23 protein-coding genes and 1 pseudogene are annotated in these 22,404 nt (G+C 45.7%); 8 read left to right on the forward strand and 16 right to left on the reverse strand.

The window, feature by feature from the left end:
- Positions 1-32: 32 nt before the first annotated feature.
- The 4 genes and pseudogenes from NIT79A3_RS10210 to NIT79A3_RS19515 all read right to left on the reverse strand — a co-directional run.
- Complete coding sequence (locus NIT79A3_RS10210) at positions 33-233, reverse strand: DUF2905 domain-containing protein (RefSeq protein WP_013966117.1); 201 nt, start codon at positions 231-233, stop codon at positions 33-35.
- Positions 234-273: 40 nt separating this feature from the next.
- Complete coding sequence (locus tag NIT79A3_RS10215) at positions 274-789, reverse strand: lipocalin family protein (RefSeq protein ID WP_013966118.1); 516 nt, start codon at positions 787-789, stop codon at positions 274-276.
- Between the two features lie 10 nt (positions 790-799).
- The gene (locus tag NIT79A3_RS10220; protein WP_348225601.1) at positions 800-1,546 is read right to left on the reverse strand and encodes a hypothetical protein; all 747 of its coding nucleotides are present in this window, start codon (positions 1,544-1,546) and stop codon (positions 800-802) included.
- 101 nt (positions 1,547-1,647) lie between these two features.
- Positions 1,648-1,869, reverse strand: a pseudogene (locus NIT79A3_RS19515) (alkene reductase); the annotation flags it as partial.
- Positions 1,870-2,124: 255 nt separating this feature from the next.
- Between NIT79A3_RS19515 and NIT79A3_RS10225 the strand changes: the two are divergent.
- Positions 2,125-2,343: a hypothetical protein gene (locus NIT79A3_RS10225; protein ID WP_013966119.1), complete on the forward strand. Its 219-nt coding sequence runs from the start codon at positions 2,125-2,127 to the stop codon at positions 2,341-2,343.
- Between the two features lie 89 nt (positions 2,344-2,432).
- Positions 2,433-2,651, forward strand: a complete 219-nt coding sequence (locus NIT79A3_RS10230; RefSeq protein WP_013966120.1) for a hypothetical protein — start codon at positions 2,433-2,435, stop codon at positions 2,649-2,651.
- A 111-nt stretch (positions 2,652-2,762) separates the two neighbouring features.
- On the opposite strand, the gene NIT79A3_RS10235 is transcribed toward NIT79A3_RS10230, so the two are convergent.
- Both NIT79A3_RS10235 and acs read right to left on the reverse strand, forming a co-directional pair.
- Positions 2,763-3,731, reverse strand: a complete 969-nt coding sequence (locus NIT79A3_RS10235) for an MBL fold metallo-hydrolase (RefSeq protein ID WP_013966121.1) — start codon at positions 3,729-3,731, stop codon at positions 2,763-2,765.
- A gap of 49 nt (positions 3,732-3,780) precedes the next feature.
- A complete protein-coding gene (acs, locus tag NIT79A3_RS10240) occupies positions 3,781-5,751 on the reverse strand; it encodes an acetate--CoA ligase (protein ID WP_013966122.1) in 1,971 nt (656 codons plus the stop codon).
- Positions 5,752-6,020: 269 nt separating this feature from the next.
- Between acs and rimP the strand changes: the two genes are divergently transcribed.
- From rimP to truB, 5 genes are all read left to right on the forward strand, one after another.
- Positions 6,021-6,449, forward strand: a complete 429-nt coding sequence (gene rimP, locus NIT79A3_RS10245) for a ribosome maturation factor RimP (protein WP_041360309.1) — start codon at positions 6,021-6,023, stop codon at positions 6,447-6,449.
- Positions 6,450-6,475: 26 nt separating this feature from the next.
- Complete coding sequence (nusA, locus tag NIT79A3_RS10250) at positions 6,476-7,948, forward strand: transcription termination factor NusA (protein ID WP_013966124.1); 1,473 nt, start codon at positions 6,476-6,478, stop codon at positions 7,946-7,948.
- Between the two features lie 81 nt (positions 7,949-8,029).
- Complete coding sequence (infB, locus tag NIT79A3_RS10255; RefSeq protein WP_013966125.1) at positions 8,030-10,678, forward strand: translation initiation factor IF-2; 2,649 nt, start codon at positions 8,030-8,032, stop codon at positions 10,676-10,678.
- Positions 10,679-10,705: 27 nt separating this feature from the next.
- Entirely contained in the window at positions 10,706-11,098 is a 393-nt protein-coding gene (gene rbfA / locus NIT79A3_RS10260; RefSeq protein WP_013966126.1) for a 30S ribosome-binding factor RbfA, read from the forward strand.
- 12 nt (positions 11,099-11,110) lie between these two features.
- Positions 11,111-12,082: a tRNA pseudouridine(55) synthase TruB gene (truB, locus tag NIT79A3_RS10265; RefSeq protein ID WP_013966127.1), complete on the forward strand. Its 972-nt coding sequence runs from the start codon at positions 11,111-11,113 to the stop codon at positions 12,080-12,082.
- Positions 12,083-12,167: 85 nt separating this feature from the next.
- Here truB and NIT79A3_RS10270 read toward each other — a convergent pair whose 3' ends face one another.
- The 9 genes from NIT79A3_RS10270 to NIT79A3_RS10310 all read right to left on the reverse strand — a co-directional run bounded on the left by NIT79A3_RS10270 (position 12,168) and on the right by NIT79A3_RS10310 (position 20,214).
- Entirely contained in the window at positions 12,168-12,512 is a 345-nt protein-coding gene (locus NIT79A3_RS10270; protein ID WP_013966128.1) for a DMT family protein, read from the reverse strand.
- Positions 12,513-12,516: 4 nt separating this feature from the next.
- A complete protein-coding gene (locus tag NIT79A3_RS10275) occupies positions 12,517-12,756 on the reverse strand; it encodes a hypothetical protein (protein WP_013966129.1) in 240 nt (79 codons plus the stop codon).
- A gap of 100 nt (positions 12,757-12,856) precedes the next feature.
- The gene (ubiD, locus tag NIT79A3_RS10280; RefSeq protein WP_013966130.1) at positions 12,857-14,320 is read right to left on the reverse strand and encodes a 4-hydroxy-3-polyprenylbenzoate decarboxylase; all 1,464 of its coding nucleotides are present in this window, start codon (positions 14,318-14,320) and stop codon (positions 12,857-12,859) included.
- Between the two features lie 11 nt (positions 14,321-14,331).
- Entirely contained in the window at positions 14,332-15,201 is an 870-nt protein-coding gene (gene ubiA / locus NIT79A3_RS10285) for a 4-hydroxybenzoate octaprenyltransferase (protein WP_013966131.1), read from the reverse strand.
- Entirely contained in the window at positions 15,198-15,740 is a 543-nt protein-coding gene (locus NIT79A3_RS10290) for a chorismate lyase (RefSeq protein WP_013966132.1), read from the reverse strand. Before NIT79A3_RS10290 ends, ubiA begins: the two co-directional genes overlap by 4 nt.
- Positions 15,741-16,013: 273 nt before the next feature.
- Positions 16,014-16,514, reverse strand: coding sequence for a hypothetical protein (locus tag NIT79A3_RS10295; protein WP_013966133.1), 501 nt, complete (start codon positions 16,512-16,514; stop codon positions 16,014-16,016).
- 223 nt (positions 16,515-16,737) lie between these two features.
- Complete coding sequence (locus NIT79A3_RS10300) at positions 16,738-17,670, reverse strand: bestrophin family ion channel (protein ID WP_041360310.1); 933 nt, start codon at positions 17,668-17,670, stop codon at positions 16,738-16,740.
- Positions 17,671-17,742: 72 nt separating this feature from the next.
- Positions 17,743-19,782: an ATP-dependent DNA helicase RecG gene (gene recG, locus NIT79A3_RS10305; RefSeq protein WP_013966135.1), complete on the reverse strand. Its 2,040-nt coding sequence runs from the start codon at positions 19,780-19,782 to the stop codon at positions 17,743-17,745.
- A gap of 42 nt (positions 19,783-19,824) precedes the next feature.
- Positions 19,825-20,214 (reverse strand): RidA family protein, encoded by a 390-nt coding sequence (locus NIT79A3_RS10310; RefSeq protein ID WP_013966136.1) that lies wholly within the window; start codon positions 20,212-20,214, stop codon positions 19,825-19,827.
- Positions 20,215-20,404: 190 nt separating this feature from the next.
- Here NIT79A3_RS10310 and murA point away from each other — a divergent pair, with 190 nt between their 5' ends.
- Positions 20,405-21,658 (forward strand): UDP-N-acetylglucosamine 1-carboxyvinyltransferase, encoded by a 1,254-nt coding sequence (murA, locus tag NIT79A3_RS10315; RefSeq protein ID WP_013966137.1) that lies wholly within the window; start codon positions 20,405-20,407, stop codon positions 21,656-21,658.
- A gap of 88 nt (positions 21,659-21,746) precedes the next feature.
- On the opposite strand, the gene NIT79A3_RS10320 is transcribed toward murA, so the two are convergent.
- Entirely contained in the window at positions 21,747-22,361 is a 615-nt protein-coding gene (locus tag NIT79A3_RS10320; RefSeq protein ID WP_013966138.1) for a hypothetical protein, read from the reverse strand.
- Between the last annotated feature and the right edge of the window lie 43 nt (positions 22,362-22,404).

A 22,404-nucleotide genomic window follows, 5' to 3' on the forward strand; every position in this document is an offset into this window, starting at 1 on the left:
TAAAGAAAACTGCCAATCGCATTGAGTAATGCTCATTTACGCATCCACCACAATATCAGCGACAGCACGACAGAGATCAGCAAACCGGTCATCAGTGGAAAATGAAAGCTGAAATTTTCGCGTTCGATATGGATATCACCGGGCAAGCGGCCTAGGGGCAATTGCGACAACCAGGGCCACAGCAGGCCCAGCACGAGCAGTAAAATTCCTAGTGTAATCAGTAACTGTTGCATCGCGTTTTATCCGGTCAACATAATAATTACATAATCGGATCTAATTCTGTTTTGGAAATATCAGTTTGTCTGTTTCAAAACCCAGCTCTGCGGCTCTCTGCACAAACTGGTCAAGCAATGCATCGCTGACCGTTGGGGTTCTTGCCAGCAGCCACAAGTACGATTTGTCGTAGCTGGTCACGAAGGTGTATTGGTAGGCTTCCTTGTCCAATTCGAACACAACATACGCGCCATAAAACGGGCCGAAGAAAGAAACTTTCAGATAGCCTTGCTGCGGGTTTCTGACAAAATAAGCTTTGCCTTCGGCTTCTTTCCACTTGTTTTCCGTCGCCGAGAAGCCTTTGTTGATGACTTTGACACCGCCATCGTCGCGTAGAAAGTATTCCGCCGTCACGTTGTCGAGCCCGCGTTCAAACGAATGATCGAGCCGGGCGATTTCATACCATTTTCCCAGATACTTGTTGAGCTCAAACCCATCAACCGGTTTGACATTCTGCGGAATCGATAAGCACCCGCTGAGCAGAATGCTGAAAGAGATAATGGATAGCAAACGCATTTCTATGTACTCATAAAGTTGTTAATGCCGGGTAGTCAGTATATCCTTCTGCGCCCCAGGTATAAAACGTAGCCGGATTGGGTTGATTGAGCGCTACGCCCATTTTGATCCGCACCGGCAAATCGGGGTTTGCCAAAAAGCTGGTACCAAAAGCCACCGCATCAATTTTTCCTGCGGCGACATCCTTGCCTGCTTCCTCGCCGGTGTAACCCATATTGCCGATCAGCACACCTTTATAATGCTGGCGAATCGGCGTCATCACATCGCCGCTTTGTTGCTGGTAAATATCGCCACGTATCACGTGCAGATAAGCAAGATCATAATCGTTGAGCCGGGTGGCAAGCCAAGCGGACAATCCGGCCGGATCGCTATCGATCATACTGTTGTAACTGCTCAGCGGTGAAATGCGTAAGCCAACGCGGTCGCTGCCCAATACGGAGCTGACCGCTTCGAGTACTTGCAGTGTCAAGCGCGCACGATTCTCGAGCGAGCCGCCGTAAGGACCGGTGCGTTTGTTCGCGCCATCGCGCAGAAACTCATCCAACAGATAACCGTTCGCGCCGTGGATCTCAATACCATCAAAGCCTGCACTTTTGGCGTTTTGCGCGGCTCTTTTAAATCCGCCCACAACGCCGGATAACTCATCGTCCCGCAGCTCACGCGGCACGACGTAAGGTTTCTTTCCTTCCGGCGTGCGCACTTCATCGGCAATCGCAATGGCACTGGGCGCGACCGGCTGCGCGCCGCGATTAAGCAACGGATGACAAGCTCTGCCGCCATGCCAAATTTGTAAGAAGTTCTGCCACCGGCGGCATGTACTGCCTTAGTGACTAACTGCCAGCCGCTAATCTGCTCCGCCGAGTAAATGCCCGGCTCCTTCCAGAAAGCCGAATTGCCCTCGATTGCCATCGTTGCTTCGGCAATGATCAAACCGGCACTGGCTCGCTGCGCGTAATATTCCGCCATCAAAGCATTCGGAATATGCTCATCCCCTGCCCGGCAGCGCGTCAATGGTGCCATAAAAATACGATTTGGCACATGCAATGCACCCAGTTTTAACGGTGTAAACAACGTATTCATCCGGCTAAATCTCCAAAGTGTAAGTACTATTTATTTTAGCGCAAATAAATGAATTGAATTTTTTTCCTCGATTTTTACTTATTTCTCAGATAAATAATTCCTTTATTTTTCAATAAGAAAGAAATACTTTATCTTTTCAACAACAATAATGTGAATTAAATGTGAAATATGTGTGAACTTTTTGTGAAGTAACGTATCATAAGATCACAAAGTTATTTTAAATAGCTTTTATAAATTTTAATCAAGGAGATTCTCATGAAAACAAGTAATATTTTTGTTCTGTCAGTATTAATCATTAGCGCTACTTTTTTCGGCGTTCTATCCTTGTATGAATTGCCTGAAACCACAATGGAATGGGTAATTTCAGATATTATTCTCGGAACGATACTTTATGTGAACTACTTGGTGATTGCCATGGCACATGGCGGAGCAAAAACCAGAAAACACTACTCGGTAAAAAAAGTTACTGTATAAAATTTTCTAGCCTGAACTGGGTTAATGCGAATACTTCAATCACACTAACCCAATAGTGATTTTATCTCATATGAGTGAAGGAGATTCTCATGAAAAAAAGTTATATTTTCATTCTGTCAGTTTTAGCTATTAGCGGCACATTCTTTGGCGTTTTATCTTTGTTTGAATCGCCAGAAACTGTAATCGAACAGGTTACTTTAGATATTATTCTTGGATCGATACTGTATGTAGGTTATTTGGTATTTGCTATGATATACAGTTCATCAAAAACCAGAAAACATTATCCGGCAAACAAAGTTACTGTATAAAATTTCTAGTCTGAACGGGGTTAATGCGAATATTTCAATCGCATTAACCCCGTTTATTATTTAAGAATTGCAGAAAGCTATTTTTTACAAAAGTGGTAACACGCTTAAGCGCTATAGACGTTTGAATCGCTCTGCCGGATGATCTAGCCAATGAATCAATCCTTGTGTATTCAGCCGGATATCCGAGCTCAGGAGCTCATCAATTTCTGCTCGCGGTAATCGACAGCCATGTTCTGATAATCTTTGTAACAATAACTTACTCAAAGCATTTGAAATAACCGCTTGTCGATTCGTTTCATCATGTTTTGCAGCCTGAGCGATTTCCACATGCGCGTCAATCAAGTAATGCATCGATTCTGCATGGTGTGCTAAGTTAGCTATCTGACTATAGTGTGTCAAATAAGCATAGCGCGGTTGATAGCCCATGACGCGATCGATTGAAGCATGCGCTGCTACCGGATCAAATTGCACCGGTGAGGTGGTCGGAAATACGAATTCCAATCCATTGACATCGAATTCCCGGTACGAAACACCGAACGTATCACCCGTAAAAAAAGACTGGCTGCGTTCATCATAAATACAATTATGATGGCGTGCATGGCCAGGCGTGTCGAGAAAGAGCAATGAGCGGCCATTGAGATCGATTCGGCTTTCATCGGGCGCTTCAATAATCCGGTTCGCATCAATCGGACAAATCTCACCATACACGCGCCTAAATTCCGTTTCCCCATAGACGCCCATTGCACCAGCGACCAGCCGCGCGGGATTAGCCATATGACTTGCACCACGCGGATGAACAACCAATTTGGCATTAGGGAAGAAACGCATACATTCACTGGCGCCGCCGGCATGATCAAGATGAATATGCGTCAATATGATATAAGCAACGTCTTCAATGGCAATATTCTTTTGCTTAAGTGATTCGATGACACCAGGAATGGAAAAGGACGTGCCGGTATCAACCAGTGCGGCTGCACCTTTTTCAACGATGAGATGAATAGCTGCCCGCCGGGGACGGTGAAATTGTGCATCGATGGAACTGATGCCGTGTTCATAATCTATTACAAGTGGTAATGACATATTATTCCGGGTTTGTACGCAAGCTTCCAACACGAGAGTTGCTATTCAGTTATTTGGAGGGTTGTTTTAATTGTTCAAGGATGGCTGGATTTTCCAGAGTAGAAATATCCTGGGTTATTTCCTCACCTTTGGCGAGTGCACGTAATAATCGGCGCATAATTTTACCGGATCGCGTCTTGGGCAGATTTTCTCCAAAGCGGATTTCATCCGGTTTGGCAATCGGGCCAATCTCCTGCGCCACCCAGTCACGCAAAGTATTAGTGATTTGAGCAATTTCTTCGCCATGCGGGTATTTCCCCTTTAGCACAACAAATGCGATCACGGATTCGCCCTTTATTTCATGCGGTTTGCCAACAACAGCAGCTTCTGCAACCAGAGGATTGGCAACCAAAGCAGATTCAATTTCCATTGTTCCTAGACGGTGACCGGAAACATTCAAAACATCATCAATACGACCCATAATCCAGAAATAACCATCCATGTCACGATATGCCGAGTCTCCGGCCAGATAAAATTTTCCATGACCTAGATCTTCCGGGAAATAAGTTTTCTTGAAGCGCTCTGGGTCACCCCAGAGTGTACGGATTTGTGAAGGGAAAGGTTTTTTAATCACCAAGAAACCGCCCTTGCCATTTTCTACATCATGACCTGCTTCATCGACGATAGCTGCAAAAATTCCCGGCAATGGGAAAGTACAGGAACCGGGCTTCAGCGCAATCGCCCCCGGCGTGGGTGCGATCATATGGCAACCGGTTTCTGTCTGCCACCAGGTATCCACTATGGGGCAGCGTGACTGGCCTATTTTTTCATAGAACCACATCCAAGCTTCAGGATTTATGGGTTCGCCTACCGAACCTAATAGCCGTAATGAGGATAAGTCAAATTGCGCGGGCAAATCCGCTCCCAGTTTGATCAACGAACGAATTGCAGTCGGTGCGGTATAAAACGTGGTGACGCGATGTTTCTGGATGATCTCCCAGAAACGACCGGCGTGCGGATAAGTAGGAACTCCTTCAAAAATCACCTGCGTAGCACCCATGGCCAGAGGCCCGTAGGTGACGTAGCTATGGCCGGTAATCCAACCAACATCCGCAGTACACCAGAATATATCGGATGGCTTGTAATCAAAAATCCATTGCATACTCAGTTTGGCTCCGAGTAAATAACCTGCGCTGGAATGCTGAACTCCCTTGGGTTTACCCGTTGATCCCGAGGTATACAATGTAAAGAGCGGATGTTCTGCATTGACCCATTCCGGTTCGCAAAGGACACTAACACCTTGCGTGATTTCGTGCCACCAGACATCACGTGCTGGATTAAAGGGAATTTTGGTACCAGTATGCTGATAAACCACAACCAGTTTTACCGATATTGTGTCACCCATATTCAAAGCTTCATCAACAGTCATCTTGAGCGGATTGTGTTTACCGCCGCGCACTTGCTCATCTGCCGTAATGATTGCTACAGCACCCGCATCTACGATACGCTCATGCAAACTTTTAGCTGAAAAACCGCCAAATACCACCGAATGAATTGCACCAATGCGCGCACAGGCTTGCATGGCAACAACAGCTTCAATACGCATCGGCATATAAATAATGACACGATCGCCTTTTTGAATATTGCGCGATTTCAGCGCATTGGCAAGCTGGCAAACACGCTGATGGAGATCACGATAAGTCGACTGAATAACCTCACCGTCATCGGATTCAAAGATAATAGCAACCTTATCCGCTTGTGTTGCCAGATGCCGATCCAGGCAATTATACGAAACATTTAATTCACCATCGTTGAACCAACGATAGAATGGCGGAGTCTTATCGTCCAGTATTTGCGTAAAAGGTTTATGCCAGAGAATCTGCTCATTAGCTTGTTTTGCCCAGAAACTTTGATAATCCAGTTCCGCTTCTGCGCACAAAGCCTGATATGCTTGGAGGCTAGGAATATTTGCTTTTCTGGCGAATTCATCAGAAGGCGGGAAAATGCGAGTTTCATTTAAAATTGATTCAATGGTTGACATGAAATTCTCCGGTATTTCGTTTGTTCAGTACACTAGAGAAAGATTGTATCATTGGCTTCAGGCGTCATTTACACTTCTTAATTTAGAAAGAGAATTTGCGCCCGGAAAATCTGCAAACAACCTGGAGCGAGTACAGTCAGAAAGTTTATAAAATCGCTAAGGTATTACATTTAACGAAGTTTATGTTTCCTATTTTATAAATTTTTGTTAAAATGACAACGATAGATTCGATGGGCTTTTTCAGCCCATTTTTTATTTGTGGCGGAGCTATGGCACTGGAAGAATTATTAGAATCAACTCTGCAAGGAATGGGTTATGAGTTGATTGAAGTGGAGCGGTTAGCACACAACAAATTATTAAGAATATTTGTAGATAAAGAAGGTGGTATCAATATTGATGATTGTGTGGCCATCAGTAATCATCTGAGTCGATTGTTTGCAGTTGAAAACATTGATTATGGCCGCATGGAAGTGTCATCACCTGGATTGAACAGGCCTTTACGGAAAGAAGCCGATTTTCTCCGCTATAACGGAGAAACGGTTAAATTGAAGCTGCGTGTTCCTATTGAGGGACAAAGGAATTTTGTGGGAGTCTTACGGGAAACGAATAATGGCATAATCAAAATTGAAGTCGAAGGAAAATTGTTAGACCTTGAATTGAGTAACCTTGGAAAAGCCCGTTTGGTTCCAAAATTGTAGGTATATAAAGATTTGGCTGGAGGACTATGAGCCGCGAAATTTTACTGTTGGTCGATGCATTGGCACGTGAAAAAGCTGTTGAAAAGGAAGTTGTTTTCACAGCACTGGAGCTTGCATTAGCATCCGCCACAAAAAGACGGTTTCAGGAGGATATTGAAACACGTGTTTCGATTGACCGATTAACAGGGAATCACCAATCTTTCCGCCGCTGGCTGGTTGTTGAAGATGGTGCTGTGGAAGATCCTGCGCGCCAAATTTCGTTAAGTGATGCTTTAACAACTGATGCAGATATTAAGGTTGGCGATTATCTTGAAAAATTACTCGAGCCTATCGAATTCGGACGTATCGGAGCCCAAGCGGCAAAGCAGGTAATATTCCAGAAAATACGGGATGCGGAACGTGAACAAACATTAAATGATTTTCTCGAGAGAGAGGACTATTTAATTAACGGCACGATTAAAAGGATGGAACGTGGCAATGCCATTATTGAATCCGGTAAAATTGAAGCCGAATTGCCACGTGACCAGATGATACCGAAAGAAAACTTGCGCGTAGGTGATCGGGTTCGTGCTTATCTATATAAAGTAGATCGCGCTGCCAGAGGACCACAGTTAAAGCTTTCACGAATTTCTCCAGAATTTCTGATGAAATTGTTTGAACTGGAAGTGCCTGAGATTGAGGAAGGTTTGCTGGAAATCAAAGCGGCAACGCGAGATCCCGGATCACGTGCTAAAATTGCTGTCAAATCAAATGATCAACGCGTTGACCCTATTGGCACCTGCGTCGGCATGCGTGGATCCAGAGTACAAGCGGTTATTAGTGAACTGGCTGGCGAACGTGTTGATATTGTATTGTGGTCGGATGATCCTGCGACTTTTATTATCAATGCATTGGCACCTGCTGAAATCAGCAGCATTATGGTTGATGAAGAAAAGCACAGCATGGATATCGTGGTGGATAATGACAATCTGGCGCAAGCAATTGGCCGGGGCGGACAAAATGTACGGTTAGCTTCCGAATTAACTGGCTGGGAGCTGAACATCATGACGGTCGAGGAATCTAAAGTCAAACATGAGCAAGAATCATCGTTGATTTGTCAGCTTTTCATGGAAAAACTGGATGTTGATGAAGAAATTGCTGAGATACTTGTGCAGGAAGGCTTCGTTACTTTGGAAGAAGTGGCTTATGTTCCTCTCAATGAGATGCTGGAGATCGAGTCATTAGATGAAGAAACTGTCAATGAAATACGTAATCGAGCCCGTAACGTACTGCTAACAGATGCCATAGCCAAAGAAGAAAAAGTGGAGCACATTGCTGAAGATTTGCTTGCATTAGAAGGAATGGATATAAATATCGTTCGAGAACTGGCATCAAAAGGTATAAATACGCAAGCTGATTTGGCTGATTTGGCTACTGATGACTTGGTCGAAATGACAGGTATCGATATTGAACGTGCAAATCAGCTGATTATGAAAGCACGTGAACCATGGTTTACTTGATTTAAGTCATCGGATGATAATAGAGTAATTATTTATTTTGATGAGAATCTGCTTGTAGTTTTGAATGCTGAAGGGTTATAAATGGCTCAAATGAGTGTAGAACAATTTGCTAATGAACTGGGCTTGCTACCAGCTGTCTTGTTGGAGCAGCTTAAAGCTGCTGGCGTGAAAAAAGCGTTGGCAGAAGACAGTTTAACAGAGCAAGATAAATCTCAGTTGCTTGATTATCTAAGGAAAACTCATGGAGCCGCTGAGATTAAAAGTAAAGTTACTTTAACCCGCCGTCAAACTTCGGAAATCCGAAAATCAGACAGTACGGGGCGAGCACGAACCATCCAGGTGGAAGTTAGAAAAAGACGTGTCCTGACACAACCAACTACTGAGAACATAGAATCTGCTCAGGTTGCAATTAAGTCACCTGATGTCATCAGTCCGCCCGTTAGAGAAGCCGTAATTGATGCAGAACAACTAGCACTGCGTAGTGAAGAAGCAAGAAAACAAGCAGAGCTAATTGCACGCCAAGTTGAGGAAATTAAACAGAAGAAAGCGCGCAAAAAAACCGAAGTCACTGATGATATAAACAAAAAAGAGGAAGAATCCAAAGAAGTTACTGGTGAAACATCAGTACCGGCTAAACCGCTACCACTAATATCTGCAGAAACCAAGGATGTCACGCAATCGGAAGCTGCTAAGAAACTTGAGCCTGATCAGCAAACTGAAGTGCAATTACCACCTGGCGCTACTGACGGAACATTGCATAAGCCTGTTGTAAAACCCGAAGAGAAAGCCGATAAGAAAAAGAAACAAGCCAAGCAGCAAGTTGTTTGGAAAGATGAAAATACCAAAAAACGCGGTGTTAAAACCCGTGGCGATCTTTCCGCCGGCCAAGGCTGGCGTACACGTAGAGACAAGCATAGCAAGCCAACACATGCAGATGATCAGAATATCCATGGCTTTTCTGCGCCGACAGAACCAATCGTACGTGAAATCATGGTGCCAGAAACAATTTCTGTGAGTGCGCTTGCACAAAAAATGTCGGTTAAAGCGGCTGATGTCATTAAAGTACTGATGAAAATGGGCAGTATGGTGACAATCAATCAAATGCTGGATCAAGATACTGCCATGATTGTTGTTGAAGAGATGGGGCATATTGCAAAATATGCTGAGTTGGATAATCCAGAAAATTTCCTTGTAGATCGTGAAACATCCGACGTAGAATTAGAATTGGTTCCACGGGCCCCTGTGGTAACTGTCATGGGCCATGTCGATCATGGCAAGACGTCTTTGCTGGATTACATCCGCCGCACCCGTGTCGCCGGCGGAGAAGCAGGCGGCATAACCCAACATATCGGTGCGTATCATGTGGAAACAGATCATGGCATGATTACCTTTTTGGATACCCCGGGGCACGAAGCGTTTACCGCAATGCGCGCACGCGGAACTAAAATTACCGATATCGTCATTCTCGTAGTGGCTGCCGACGATGGCGTTATGCCTCAAACGGTTGAAGCAATTCATCACGCAAAAGCAGCAAAAATTCCTATTATCGTGGCAATGAACAAAATAGATAAACCAGAGGCGAACGCTGAACGAATCCGGCATGAACTGGTTGCCAACGCTGTAGTTCCGGAAGATTGGGGCGGAGATACGATGTTCGTGGAAGTTTCAGCCAAGACCGGTCAAGGTGTTGATTCCTTACTGGAAAGCATATTGCTGCAAGCTGAAGTGTTAGAACTAAAAGCACCAATCAACACACCTGCCAAGGGTGTTGTGATTGAATCCCGTTTGGATAAAGGTCGTGGTCCGGTTGCAACCATTCTGGTGCAGTCCGGAACTCTAAAGCGTGGAGATGTTTTGTTGGCTGGCGCAGTATTTGGCAAGGTACGAGCCATGAATGATGAAACTGGTAAGTCAATCAAACAGGCAGGAACATCTATACCAGTTGAGATTCAAGGATTATCCGAAGTGCCTGAGGCAGGTGAATTTGTATTTGTACTGGATGATGAACGCAAAGCCAGAGAAATCGCCCTATTCCGCCAAGGAAAATATCGTGATGTAAAATTTGCCAAACAACAAGCAGCGAAACTTGAAAATGTTTTTGATCAACAAGCCGATGTCAAGGTTCTTGCTTTGATTATCAAAGCCGATGTTCAAGGCTCCTGTGAAGCATTGGCGTATGCATTGCACAAACTTTCAACGGATGAAGTGAAAGTAAATATCATTCACAGCGGTGTTGGCGCTATTATTGAATCTGATGTTAACTTATCCCTGGCATCAAAGGCCGTTATCATTGGTTTTAACGTCCGCGCAGATGCCAGTGCACGTAAGTTAATCGCATCGAGCGGCGTTGATGTGCGTTACTACAACATCATTTATGAAGCGGTGGATGAAATTAAAGCGGCGCTTTCTGGAATGATGTCTCCGGATCGTAAGGAAAGCATACAAGGTTTGGTTGAAATTCGTGAGATTTATCGCATTCCTAAAGTTGGCATCGTAGCAGGTTGCTATGTGTCAGAAGGCATCATTAAAAGAAATTCATTAATCAGAGTGTTACGAGACGGCCTGGTAATACACAGTTGTGAATTGGATTCACTGAAGCGCTTTAAGGACGATGTCAAGGAAGTTCGAGAAGGGTTTGAGTGTGGATTGTCTCTAAAAAATTATAATGATATTCAGGTGGGAGACCAATTGGAAGCTTATGAAATTGTTGAAACAGCGCGGTTCCTGTAGCCAAAGCTTAAATCAATCTAACTTCCGATGCCCAAAGACTATTCCCGCACATTACGTATTGCGGACCAGATACAACGAGAATTAGCCGATCTGTTACAACACGAAATCAAAGATCCTCGTGTCGGGCAAATTACACTCACCGGCGTAGAAGTAACCCGTGATTATAGTCATGCCAAAGTTTTTTACACGACATTGGGCAGCAAAGAAGAAAACTTCTTAGTGGAAAAAGGTTTGGAGCACGCGAAGGGTTTCTTGCGTTCAAACTTATCGCACCGGATGAAATTAAGAATTGTCCCGCAACTGCATTTTATTTATGATGAATCCGTCGAACGCGGCGTTCGGCTGTCAAAACTGATCGACGAAGCGATAGCCCAAGAACAAACATCGCATCAAGCGGATTCAGACTCCGAAAAATCATAAAATAAAGCCTGCATGTTGCACGCTGAAATTCCCCCGCGCAGCCCGATTAAACCTGTTAGGCGCACTATTAACGGCGTTCTACTATTGGATAAGCCGTATGGCATCTCATCCAATAAAGCAGTGCAGATTGTAAAAAGAATATTCTCCGCTGCCAAATGCGGCCATACCGGCACACTGGATCCCATGGCAACCGGATTACTGCCCCTTTGCTTGGGAGAAGCGACCAAATTTTCTTCAGTATTATTAGGTGCCAATAAAGCCTATGAAGCTACTTTGCGGCTTGGTTTTCTGAGCACAACTGGCGATGCGGAAGGCGAAATCACCCAGCTCACGGCCAATGCAGGAAATCCAACCTTGTCACAGTGTGAGCAAGTACTTCAGCGCTTCATCGGTAAAATCATGCAAGTCCCCCCCATGTACAGCGCGCTCAAGCATCAAGGAAAACCATTATATGTTTACGCCAGAAATGGCAAAAACATTGAACGTCCAGCGCGTGAGATCGCCATCCATGCCATACAAATCAAATCATTAATAGACAATACGCTGCAGTTAAGTATTCAGTGCGGCACCGGCACCTATATTCGAACTTTGGCGGAAGATATTGGCAGCGCACTTGGATGTGGCGGCGCTTATCTGACGCAATTACGACGCACGGCGATCGATCGTTTTGATTTATCTCAAACACAAACTTTGTCAGCATTGGAAGCGATGAATGCCGATGAGCAAGATGCGTGTTTGCTGCCCATCGATTGCTTATTACAAAAATTCCCGGCTGTCGTTCTGGATGAACAGGCAGCACTGCATATCGTGCAGGGGAAAATCGTCGCCAATCCATCCGATATCAGCAAGTTACCGGAAGGCAATACCGTGCGCTTATATGATCATCAGCAACAATTCTTAGGGCTCGGTGAAATTATCAGTGAGCAAAAAATAGCCGCTAAACGCATGTTGGCAAGTTCTCAGTTGCTTAAAGCAGTTGTGTGATGAGCTCTTTTATAAAATAACACACTCACCCTACTTCCCTCGTGTTCCTTCATTTCAATTTCAAATACATGGAAATTGCGCACCGTTATCTTGTGCGAAACATAAAATATATCGCGCCCACCATGCACAGTGCAGCCCACAGATAATCCAGTTTTAACGGTTCTTTTAAATAAAACAGCGCAAAGGGTACAAAAACAGTCAGCGTAATGACTTCCTGCAATATTTTGAGCTGCGCGACAGACAACACGGTAAAACCAATCCGGTTAGCGGGAACCTGCAACAGGTACTCGAAAAACGCAATGCCCCAACTGATCAGCGCAGCAATTATCCATGGCTTGTGGTTTAATTCTTTTAAATGCGCATACCAGGCAAAGGTCATGAACACGTTACTCATAGTTAACAGGAGGACGGTTTGCCAAATCTCGCGCATAGTACTAACCAAACCCACCAATAAATTGCATTACTAAACCAATTGCTAACAAACCAAAACCTTTCAACTCAGTAAATGCCTGATTAGAAATTACATCTCTCAATCTTTCTGCGAGATCAGCTTCCCAAGAATCTGGAATATCTTTAATTTTATTTCTAGTTTTAAATGCAGATAATACAATGAGCAATGCACCAATGATTTCTAGAATTATCCCCGTTTGATTGATGCACCAGAAGATATCCATTATTTAATCCTTGAAATTAAAGTTTTCTTAGAAAACACTAAGTTCAGCTACCAGTGCCAAAGCTACTAAACTGAATCGGTTTTCAATGTTACAAAGCATCTTAGATTCCCAATCCCCCCCAAATCGTATCCACTCGTTTCTTAATCTCATCATCCATCACAATCGGCGTCCCCCACTCCCGGTTCGTCTCGCCCGGAAATTTATTGGTTGCATCCAGCCCCATCTTGCCACCCAATCCTGAAATCGGACTGGCAAAATCCAGGTAATCGATCGGCGTGTTCTCAACAAGCAACGTATCCCGTACCGGATCAACCCGGGTGGTAATCGCCCAAATCACTTCTTTCCAGTCGCGTACGTTGATATCGTCGTCGGTGACGATAATGAATTTGGTGTACATGAACTGACGCAGAAAGCTCCAGATACCGAACATCACGCGTTTGCTATGCCCGGCGTATTGTTTTTTCATGCTGACCACCGCCATGCGGTATGAACAGCCTTCCGGCGGCAGATAAAAATCGGTGATCTCCGGAAATTGCTTTTGCAGCAGCGGCACGAATACTTCATTCAACGCCACACCGAGAATCGCCGGTTCATCCGGTGGTTTACCGGTGTAAGTGGAATGATAAATCGGGTTGCGCCGCATGGTGATGCGGTCGATGGTGAATACCGGGAAAGTTTCCTGCTCATTATAGTAACCGGTATGGTCGCCATACGGGCCTTCCAGCGCGGTCTCATTGGGATGAATCGCGCCTTCCAGCACGATCTCTGCACTGGCAGGAACTTGCAAGTCATTGCCGATACATTTGATCACTTCGGTTTTGGCGCCGCGCAACAAACCGGCAAATTGATATTCGCTCAACGTATCCGGCACCGGCGTCACAGCACCCAAAATGGTCGCCGGATCAGCGCCTAAAGCAACCGCCAGCGGATACGGTTTGCCCGGATTAGCCAAACTAAACTCACGAAAATCCAATGCCCCGCCGCGGTGCGCCAGCCAACGCATGATGACTTTATTAGGACCGATGACTTGCTGGCGGTAAATGCCTAAATTCTGCCGGGTTTTGTTTGGACCCCGGGTTACCGTCAACCCCCAAGTGATCAGCGGTGCAACATCACCGGGCCAGCAGGTTTGAATCGGAATCCGGCTCAGATCGACGTCATTGCCCTCCCAAACAATCTCCTGGCACGGCGCGCTGCTCAATTCCTTAGGTGCCATATTCAATACTTTTTTTAATACCGGCAGTTTATCCCAGGCGTCTTTCAGCCCTTTCGGCGGATCGGGTTCTTTCAGATAAGCCAGTAATTTACCGACTTCACGCAACGCCTCGACCGATTCCTGCCCCATGCCCAATGCCACCCGTTTTGGTGTCCCGAACAAATTACCCAGTACCGGCATGGAATGTCTTTTGGGATGTTCAAAGAGTAGCGCCGGGCCTTGCGCTTTCAGGACACGGTCACAGATTTCCGTCATTTCCAATGCGGGATCAATTTCCGTTTGAATGCGCTTGAGTTCACCCATAGCTTCCAGTTGCGCGATGAAATCCCGCAGGTCTTTATATTGCATTGATTGAATCCTTAATGCGGAAAAATGAAGAAATCGAGCGCAATCCCGGCAAACACCACCACCCCCACCCAATTATTATGCAGGAATGCCTTAAAACACAGCGCCCGGTCGCGGTTACGGATCAGCGTATATTGATAGATGATAAGTCCCGTTGCCCCCATCAATCCGGCGTAATAAGCCAGATTCATCTGCTGCAACTGCCCGATAATTAGCATGATCGCGATAAAACAGGCATGACACACCATCACGCCCAACACATCAAAACGCCCAAAAGTAATCGCGGAAGTTTGGATACCGATTTTCAAATCGTCTGGCTTATCGACAATAGCATACGCCGTATCATACGCAATTACCCAGAACAGATTGGCCAGCATCAAAATCCAGATGATCGGCGGCAAATTATCAGTTTGCGCCGCGAAAGCCATCGGGATGCCAAAACTGAATGCAATCCCCAGATAGGCCTGCGGCATCGCGAAAAATCGCTTGGTGAATGGATACGTTCCGGCCAGGAATAATGCCGGTACCGAGAGCAGGATGGTCAATTGATTCAAAGGCAGAATCAGCAGAAATGCACAGATACTTAATCCGGCAGCCAGTAATAAAGCTTCTTTGGAACTGACTCGGCCTGCCGCCATCGGGCGATTCTTGGTGCGTTCGACATGCGGATCGATTTTACGGTCGGCATAATCATTGATGACACAACCCGCCGAGCGCATCAGTACCGTGCCCAGAACAAAAATGATTAAAATTTGCCAATCGGGCAATCCCTGCGCGGCAAACCACAAGCCCCACAGCATCGGCCACAACAGCAGCAAAATGCCAATCGGTTTATCCAGCCGCATCAATTGCGCGTAAGTTTTAATTCGGTCTGCCATGTTCATAAGGGTAAATCCAGAATCGCCGGCAAAAATACTTCGGTCACTAAAATCGATTGTCCGTGCAACGTAAACAATGAGCGCCGCGCCCACAGACTCGCCGGTTTCTCAGGCAAGCGAGCGCAAGCACGATCATAGAGGAAATGACCGCGACTGACCTTTTTAAATTCCAGCGGCGTACGTTTAATTCTGGGATTGGTAAACAAAACCGTCCCCAGCGATTTATTCCCCAGCCCGCTCAAACCCCGCCAGGCACCGCGTAAATTCTTGTGTGCCACCACCGAATGCGCGAACACCACCGGCGTATCACCGCAATACAGATACACTTCCCGCACCATGGCTAATTCATTAGCCCGCAGTCCCATCACATCCAATTCATCCCCGTAAACCCTACTCAGCGACTGAAATACGCGTTTTACGCAAAATTGATCACAGCGATCTTGGATGCGGCGCGTCAAAGACCCGCGATCCTGTAACCAGTTACGTTGGCGATACGAAACAGATGTTAGCGCAGAATACCAGGCCAGCGGATGCGCCTCGTTCATCGCGGAAAAGCTAAAAAATGGGATTGTTGCATGCTTGGAATTCTTATACTGAGATCCGGCAAAGTCATACTGAGAATTGTTGGAATGGAATTATACAGCAGTCTCAAAGCAGGGATTGCAAAACCCAAACAATATGAATTAATACAAATAAGATAAATAAACTTTGCTTATACACTCCAATTGCTATTTGTTGAAGCAGAAGCCTTTTGCTTCAAATCGTAGTACTCATTTTTTGAGTCAGTAAATACATCTTATCGCAGAAGGCGACCATGATCAGTTCTGAGATACAGTGCATTCGTCTGTGCTATGGCTTAACTTATTGTTAATGTTATATTTATTTGAATCTATAATTGCCTTAATCTGAGATTCATTTATAGTAACTGCACCCTGAATCCCAACAGGAGTACTAATCTGTAAAATTGCGGTATAAGAAGAACAAATAATTGCGACTACTGAAATTATCATTGCGATACGAGAGCTTATATTGGCTTTGTGAGAAGATGCTCTACTCTCTTGAAGCTCACGAAACTCTAGCAATCTGAAATAATATTCTGCCTTTAGCACCCAAACAGATTCTGTAGTGCCTGAATTCAAAACAAACGATTCAAAAAATAAATCTCTAAGTAGATACTTCTGTTTTACGTGAGCTTGATCGAACACAGGAGGTAGCACACCTGAGCTTACGGCCCATTCCGTAACTGCATCAAAATCTGTTCCTACTAAACCAACTTGCTCACCAAACTCTAATAGTTTTATAAATACCGGCTTGTTCACTATTGAATCCCTATCTAATAATTAAGTCCGCGAAATAATGTAATATTTGCGTCGAAGTTAACACCATTACAGAAATAATCACAATATCTTATTATTGATCCGGCCATTAAAAAGATTTATTAGAATCTCCATATTCCGGCCTTCTTTGCTATGAAAAATCGAACTGTTTGATTGCCGACTCTATAGTGTTCGCTCAGTTACTCGTTGATCCTGTCATTTGCAATCACATCAAAATATCATCCACAGGCCTGAGAGGCTTTGGCCGATCGGGGTCGTCGATCAATTCCAGTAAGTTAATTTCGATATTTCTCGAAATTGCATTCAGCGGCAGGTCATTGGGTTGTAAACCAAAGGGGTCTTCGATTTCATCGCCGATGGCATCCAGCTCAAAAAACGCATAGGAAATCAGCAGTACAACAATCGGTGTCAGCACGCCGGTTGTTTCAACCAACCCAAATGGCAGAGACAGGCAGTAGGAAGCCACGATGCGGTGGATCAATACGGAATAACTGAACGGTATCGGGGTATTTTTAATCCGTTCACAAGCACCGAGGATATTGGTCAGTTCATTCAGCTGAGCATCCATAAACGGAAAACTATGTTCACTCAGCCAGCGCCGATCCCGTGCGACGGCCAAATCACGTCCCAATAGCTGCAGAATCGCAAGCGGCCGGTGTTTGGATTCAACAACGCTGGCCCTATCTTCCAGGGATAGAAATTTTTTAATTTCTTCTGCGGGATCTTCATTACGCAAGTGACAGCGCAATGCATGCGCATACGCAATCAAGCGTTTGACAAAAACTTCCCGGAAATGCTGCACTTCCTCGGCATCATGGGAAGAATCAATCACAAAACAAGCCTGACGTGTCAGGCTCCGTGACGTATTGACCAATGCCCCCCAGAGTTTACGCCCTTCCCAGAATTTATCGTAAGAGGCGTTGTTGCGAAAACCGAGGAAAATACCTAATGCAACGCCAACTAAAGTAAACGGCGTGGTTGTGAGGGTATATTCTTGGATGTGGTAATACAGTTCGACGTAAGTAACCACAACCGCGACAACCGTCACCGTGAGAATCCGTGGCCACGTTTCCATAAAACTACTGCCTCTGAAATGAAACAGCAGCCGTACCCATGAAACTTTATCTTTAACAATCACGTCAGAAACAATTCCTTATTGTTGATTCATCGTATTCGTGCCCAGATCATCAGCCCTTGATTATCTGACGATCTATACCCGCAAATACTCAGTTTTATCCCCCAGCCAGCGTTCGATATGCCGTTGTGCCAGGCCCGGATAGTCATTGAGCATTTCATTCGCCGTGGCCTGTGCCGTTGCGAGCAATTCGCCATCTTGTTCCAGATCGGCAAATCGCAACATAGGCACGCCACTCTGACGCGCCCCCAGAAATTCACCGGGGCCGCGCAATTGCAAATCTTGACGGGCGATCTCAAAACCATCGGTATGTTCAAAAATGATTTTGAGTCGTTTACGAGCAATTTCCGATAAAGGCTGCTGAAATAACAGAATACAAATGCTGGCCTCCGATCCGCGCCCGACACGGCCGCGCAATTGATGTAATTGCGACAACCCCATGCGTTCGGCATTCTCAATCACCATCAGCGACGCATTCGGCACATCCACGCCCACTTCGATTACTGTCGTGGCGACTAATAATTGAATTTCTCCTTGCTTAAACGATGCCATCACTGCGGTTTTTTCCTGAGTGGCTAAACGCCCATGCACCAAACCGACGCTTAAATCCGGAAATATTTGGCTCAAGCTTTCATAGGTCTCCATCGCCGTTTGCAGTTGTAAGGTTTCCGATTCTTCGATCAGCGGACACACCCAATACACTTGTTTGCCCTGCTGACAGGCCTGTTGGATGCGTGCGATGATTTCGTCGCGGCGGTTGTCTGCGATTAATTTGGTCACGATCGGCGCCCTGCCCGGGGGCAGCTCATCAATGATCGACACATCCAGATCGGCAAAATAACTCATCGACAGCGTACGTGGAATCGGCGTGGCGCTCATCATTAATTGGTGCGGCACCGTATTGGATAGCGAGCCCTTCATACGTAGCGCCAGGCGTTGGTGCACACCAAACCGGTGCTGCTCATCAATGATCGCCAATCCCAGTTGATGAAATACCACTTGATCCTGGAACAAGGCATGCGTACCCACCGCAAGCTGCGCAGTCCCCAGCGCGATATCATCCAACGCCGCCTGCTTTTGTTTCTTCTTCTGGCTTCCGGATAACCAGACAACTTGTATTCCTAATGGATCGAACCAGGCTGATAATTTTTGGAAATGCTGCTCGGCAAGGATTTCGGTCGGCGCCATCAGTGCCGCCTGAAAGCCATTCTCAATGGCCTGTAAGGCAGCCAATGCAGCCACGATTGTTTTGCCGCTGCCGACATCGCCTTGTAATAAGCGCTGCATGGGGTGGGCGGCGGCCAGATCCCGGCTAATTTCAGCGGATACTTTGATTTGTGCAGCCGTCAGTTCGAAAGCAAGCTGTTTGAGAAGCAACTTTGCCAGCTTATTTTTTTGCACCAGCACCGGAGCGGAATGGCTGCGCCGCTGCCGGTAGTGTAAGCGCATGGATAATTGCTGCGCCAGTAACTCATCAAACTTAATACGCCGCCATGCTGGATGCGTGCGTGCTTGCAAGGCTTCTATCGATACATCGGGAGGCGGATTATGCAAGCACATCACACTCTCCTTGAGACCTGCCAGCCGGTATTTTTGGATGATTTTCTCAGGCAGAGTCTCAGTCAAAGCCTGCGTCTTTTGTGCATCCTGCAAAACTTGCCCGATCAGCTTACCTAAAATACTCTGTGTCAGACCCGCAGTGGTGGGATAAATGGGTGTCATCGACTCGGCCAAAGACTCACTCTTACGAATAATGCGGCATTTGGGATGAACCATTTCCGCACCGAAAAAACCGCTGCGAATCTCGCCCAATAATCGCACACGCTTTCCCACTGCGTAGGTTTTTATCTGACTGCCATAGAAATTCAGAAAACGCATGACCAAGATGCCGCTGCTGTCTTCAATCTGGCAAACCAATTGCCGTCTGGGGCGCATTACCACTTCGTTATGAATAATCACACCCTCGACCTGAACCACTTGCCCTGGCAGCGCGTCACTGATTGGAAACAGATGCGTCTCATCTTCATAACGAATCGGCAGGTGCAGAATCAAGTCCAGTTCTTTGCGAATACCTAGACGGGATAATTTTTCCTGCACATTGGCACTAACAATCATTACGATATCGGGTCATGCGGTATCCGCAGATTGGTTCAAGATCTAACCCTGCAAAACCATCACCGCATCCATTTCCACCAAAGCACCGCGTGGCAGCGCTTTAACACCGACCGCGGCGCGTGCGGGATAAGGCTGAGTAAAATAACCAGCCATAATTTCATTCACCAGTGCAAAATTATCCAGGTCCGTCAGGTATATATTTAATTTTACAATGTCATTCAAGCTACCGCCACTGGCCGTTGCCACAGCTTTCAGGTTTAAAAATACCTGCTGAATTTGTGCATCAATCCCATTGACCATTTGCATGCTTACCGCATCCAACCCAATCTGACCGGATAAATAAACCGTATCGCCGCCACTGACCCGAACTGCCTGTGAATAGGTACCGATTGCCTGCGGAGCATCTGCGGTTTGGATGATTTGCTTACTCATTTTTTCTCCTGATGAATTTATTGAATACTTTTTTTGTTATAGTAGGTGCTTCTGAACAAAACCTTCAACGCTTTATTACGCTATGATGCAGTGAACTTGAGCGCATTTCAACCGGTTAATTCCTGTTTGTCTGCTTTGCATCCACTCGGACAAGCATTTTAATAAAACTTTTAATTGAATCTTTGATGCAATGCAAAAACTGATTATCCAGGGTGGCAAACCATTACAGGGTGAAATTACCATCTCGGGCGCGAAAAATGCTGCGCTTCCTGTTTTATGTGCTGCACTTCTAACCCGAGAATCTTTAAAAGTAAGTAATGTCCCGGCTCTGCAAGACATTACCACCATGTTGTCATTGCTCGAACAAATGGGAACAAGCATCACAGCGCACGATTCATCGGAAGTCGTGCTGTCAGCAGATAAACTGACCAATCTGATCGCTCCGTATGAGATGGTTAAAACCATGCGCGCAGCAATTCTGGTGCTTGGTCCACTCCTTGCCCGCGCCGGAGAAGCTAATATTTCATTACCAGGCGGTTGTGCCATCGGGCTACGTCCGGTTGATCAGCATATCAAAGGGCTGCAAACTATGGGCGCGGAAATCAGCATCAAACATGGATACATCCATGCCGTGGCAAAGAAACTGCATGGTGCACGCATTGTATTTGATATTGTCACCGTCACTGGAACAGAAAATTTAATGATGGCGGCCACATTAGCGGATGGCACAACCATTCTGGAGAATGCCGCACGCGAACCGGAAATCGTTGATCTTGCCAATTGCTTGACGGCAATGGGCGCAAAAATTCATGGCGCTGGCAGTGACATCATAACGATTGAAGGTGTGTCTTCGCTCCATGGTGCAGAACACACTGTAATGCCAGATCGAATCGAAACGGGAACTTTTTTAGTTGCGGCCACAGCTACCGGGGGCGAAATTCATTTAAAGTACACCCATTCTCACTTACTTGATGCTGTTCTGGACAAACTGACCGAAGCTGGCGCCCAGATTGATTCCGGTGAAAATTGGATTCACCTGAAAATGTCCGCAAAACCCAAATCGGTTAATTTACGCACGGCCCCCTACCCGGCCTTTCCAACCGACATGCAGGCGCAATTCATGTCCTTGAATTGTATTGCCAGCGGAACTGCCATCATCACTGAAACTATTTTTGAGAACCGGTTGATGCATGTGCAGGAATTAAAACGCATGAATGCCAATATCGAAGTGGAAGGCAATGCTGCCATTGTCTACGGTATTTCCCAGCTGGATGGCGCACATGTTATGGCCACCGATTTACGGGCGTCGGCCAGTCTGGTGATTGCAGGATTGATCGCTCAAGGTGAAACCGTGATTGATCGTATCTACCACCTGGATCGCGGTTATGAAAATATTGAAGGGAAGTTATCTGCGCTGGGTGCGCAAATCTGCCGCGCAAGCTAGAAAATCAAAAAGGCCTTTGTAGCTAACAAAGACCTTTTAATGCGTTGACAGCGTTAAATCATCAATCGCGCCGATTGATCAAATTCCATTAAAATTTCGGTTGCTTGTAGCTGACAACAACGGTAGCAATTTTCTTATTTAATCCCATTACCGGAACAACCAGAATTTTTTTGCCGTCGACATCGGATTTAACAGTTACCTTCTGGAGATTGAGAATTTCCTTCGGAAATAATTCCACGCCTTTTGTTTCTTCCAGTCTTTTATCTGTTGAAACCAGCAACTGGCCATCTTCACCAATCAACACAACTCTTTCGGTATCTTTCATTTTGACGATTTCACTCAAATATTGATCAATTTGATCAATATTGTGACGAATCAACTCGCCACGCACCGCCCAGGACAGAACCTGGCCAAAGCGCTCTTCTTCCTTAGTATATTGCTGATCAGCGTATTCGCGGGCTTGCTGTGTAATCAATACGCGTTCGCCCTCAAGTTTCTTGGCCATATCAGATTCCACTTTACTCACAGCAATGGTTTTCCAAACAAAAATTACCACTATGACGCCAACGAGCATCACAGCATACTTAGCCGGAAACTGCATGGTAGGAATTTTAGCCAAGATCTCGAATTTGGCGCTTAACATTGAAAAAAAAGTATTAACTGCGGATTGTTCATTCTGGTTTTGGTTGTTTCGATCCGTCATGGATAACTCCTTGTGTATTTATGGATAGTAGGGGAAAGTTCAA

The sequence above is a fragment of the Nitrosomonas sp. Is79A3 genome (assembly GCF_000219585.1).
Lineage (GTDB): Bacteria > Pseudomonadota > Gammaproteobacteria > Burkholderiales > Nitrosomonadaceae > Nitrosomonas.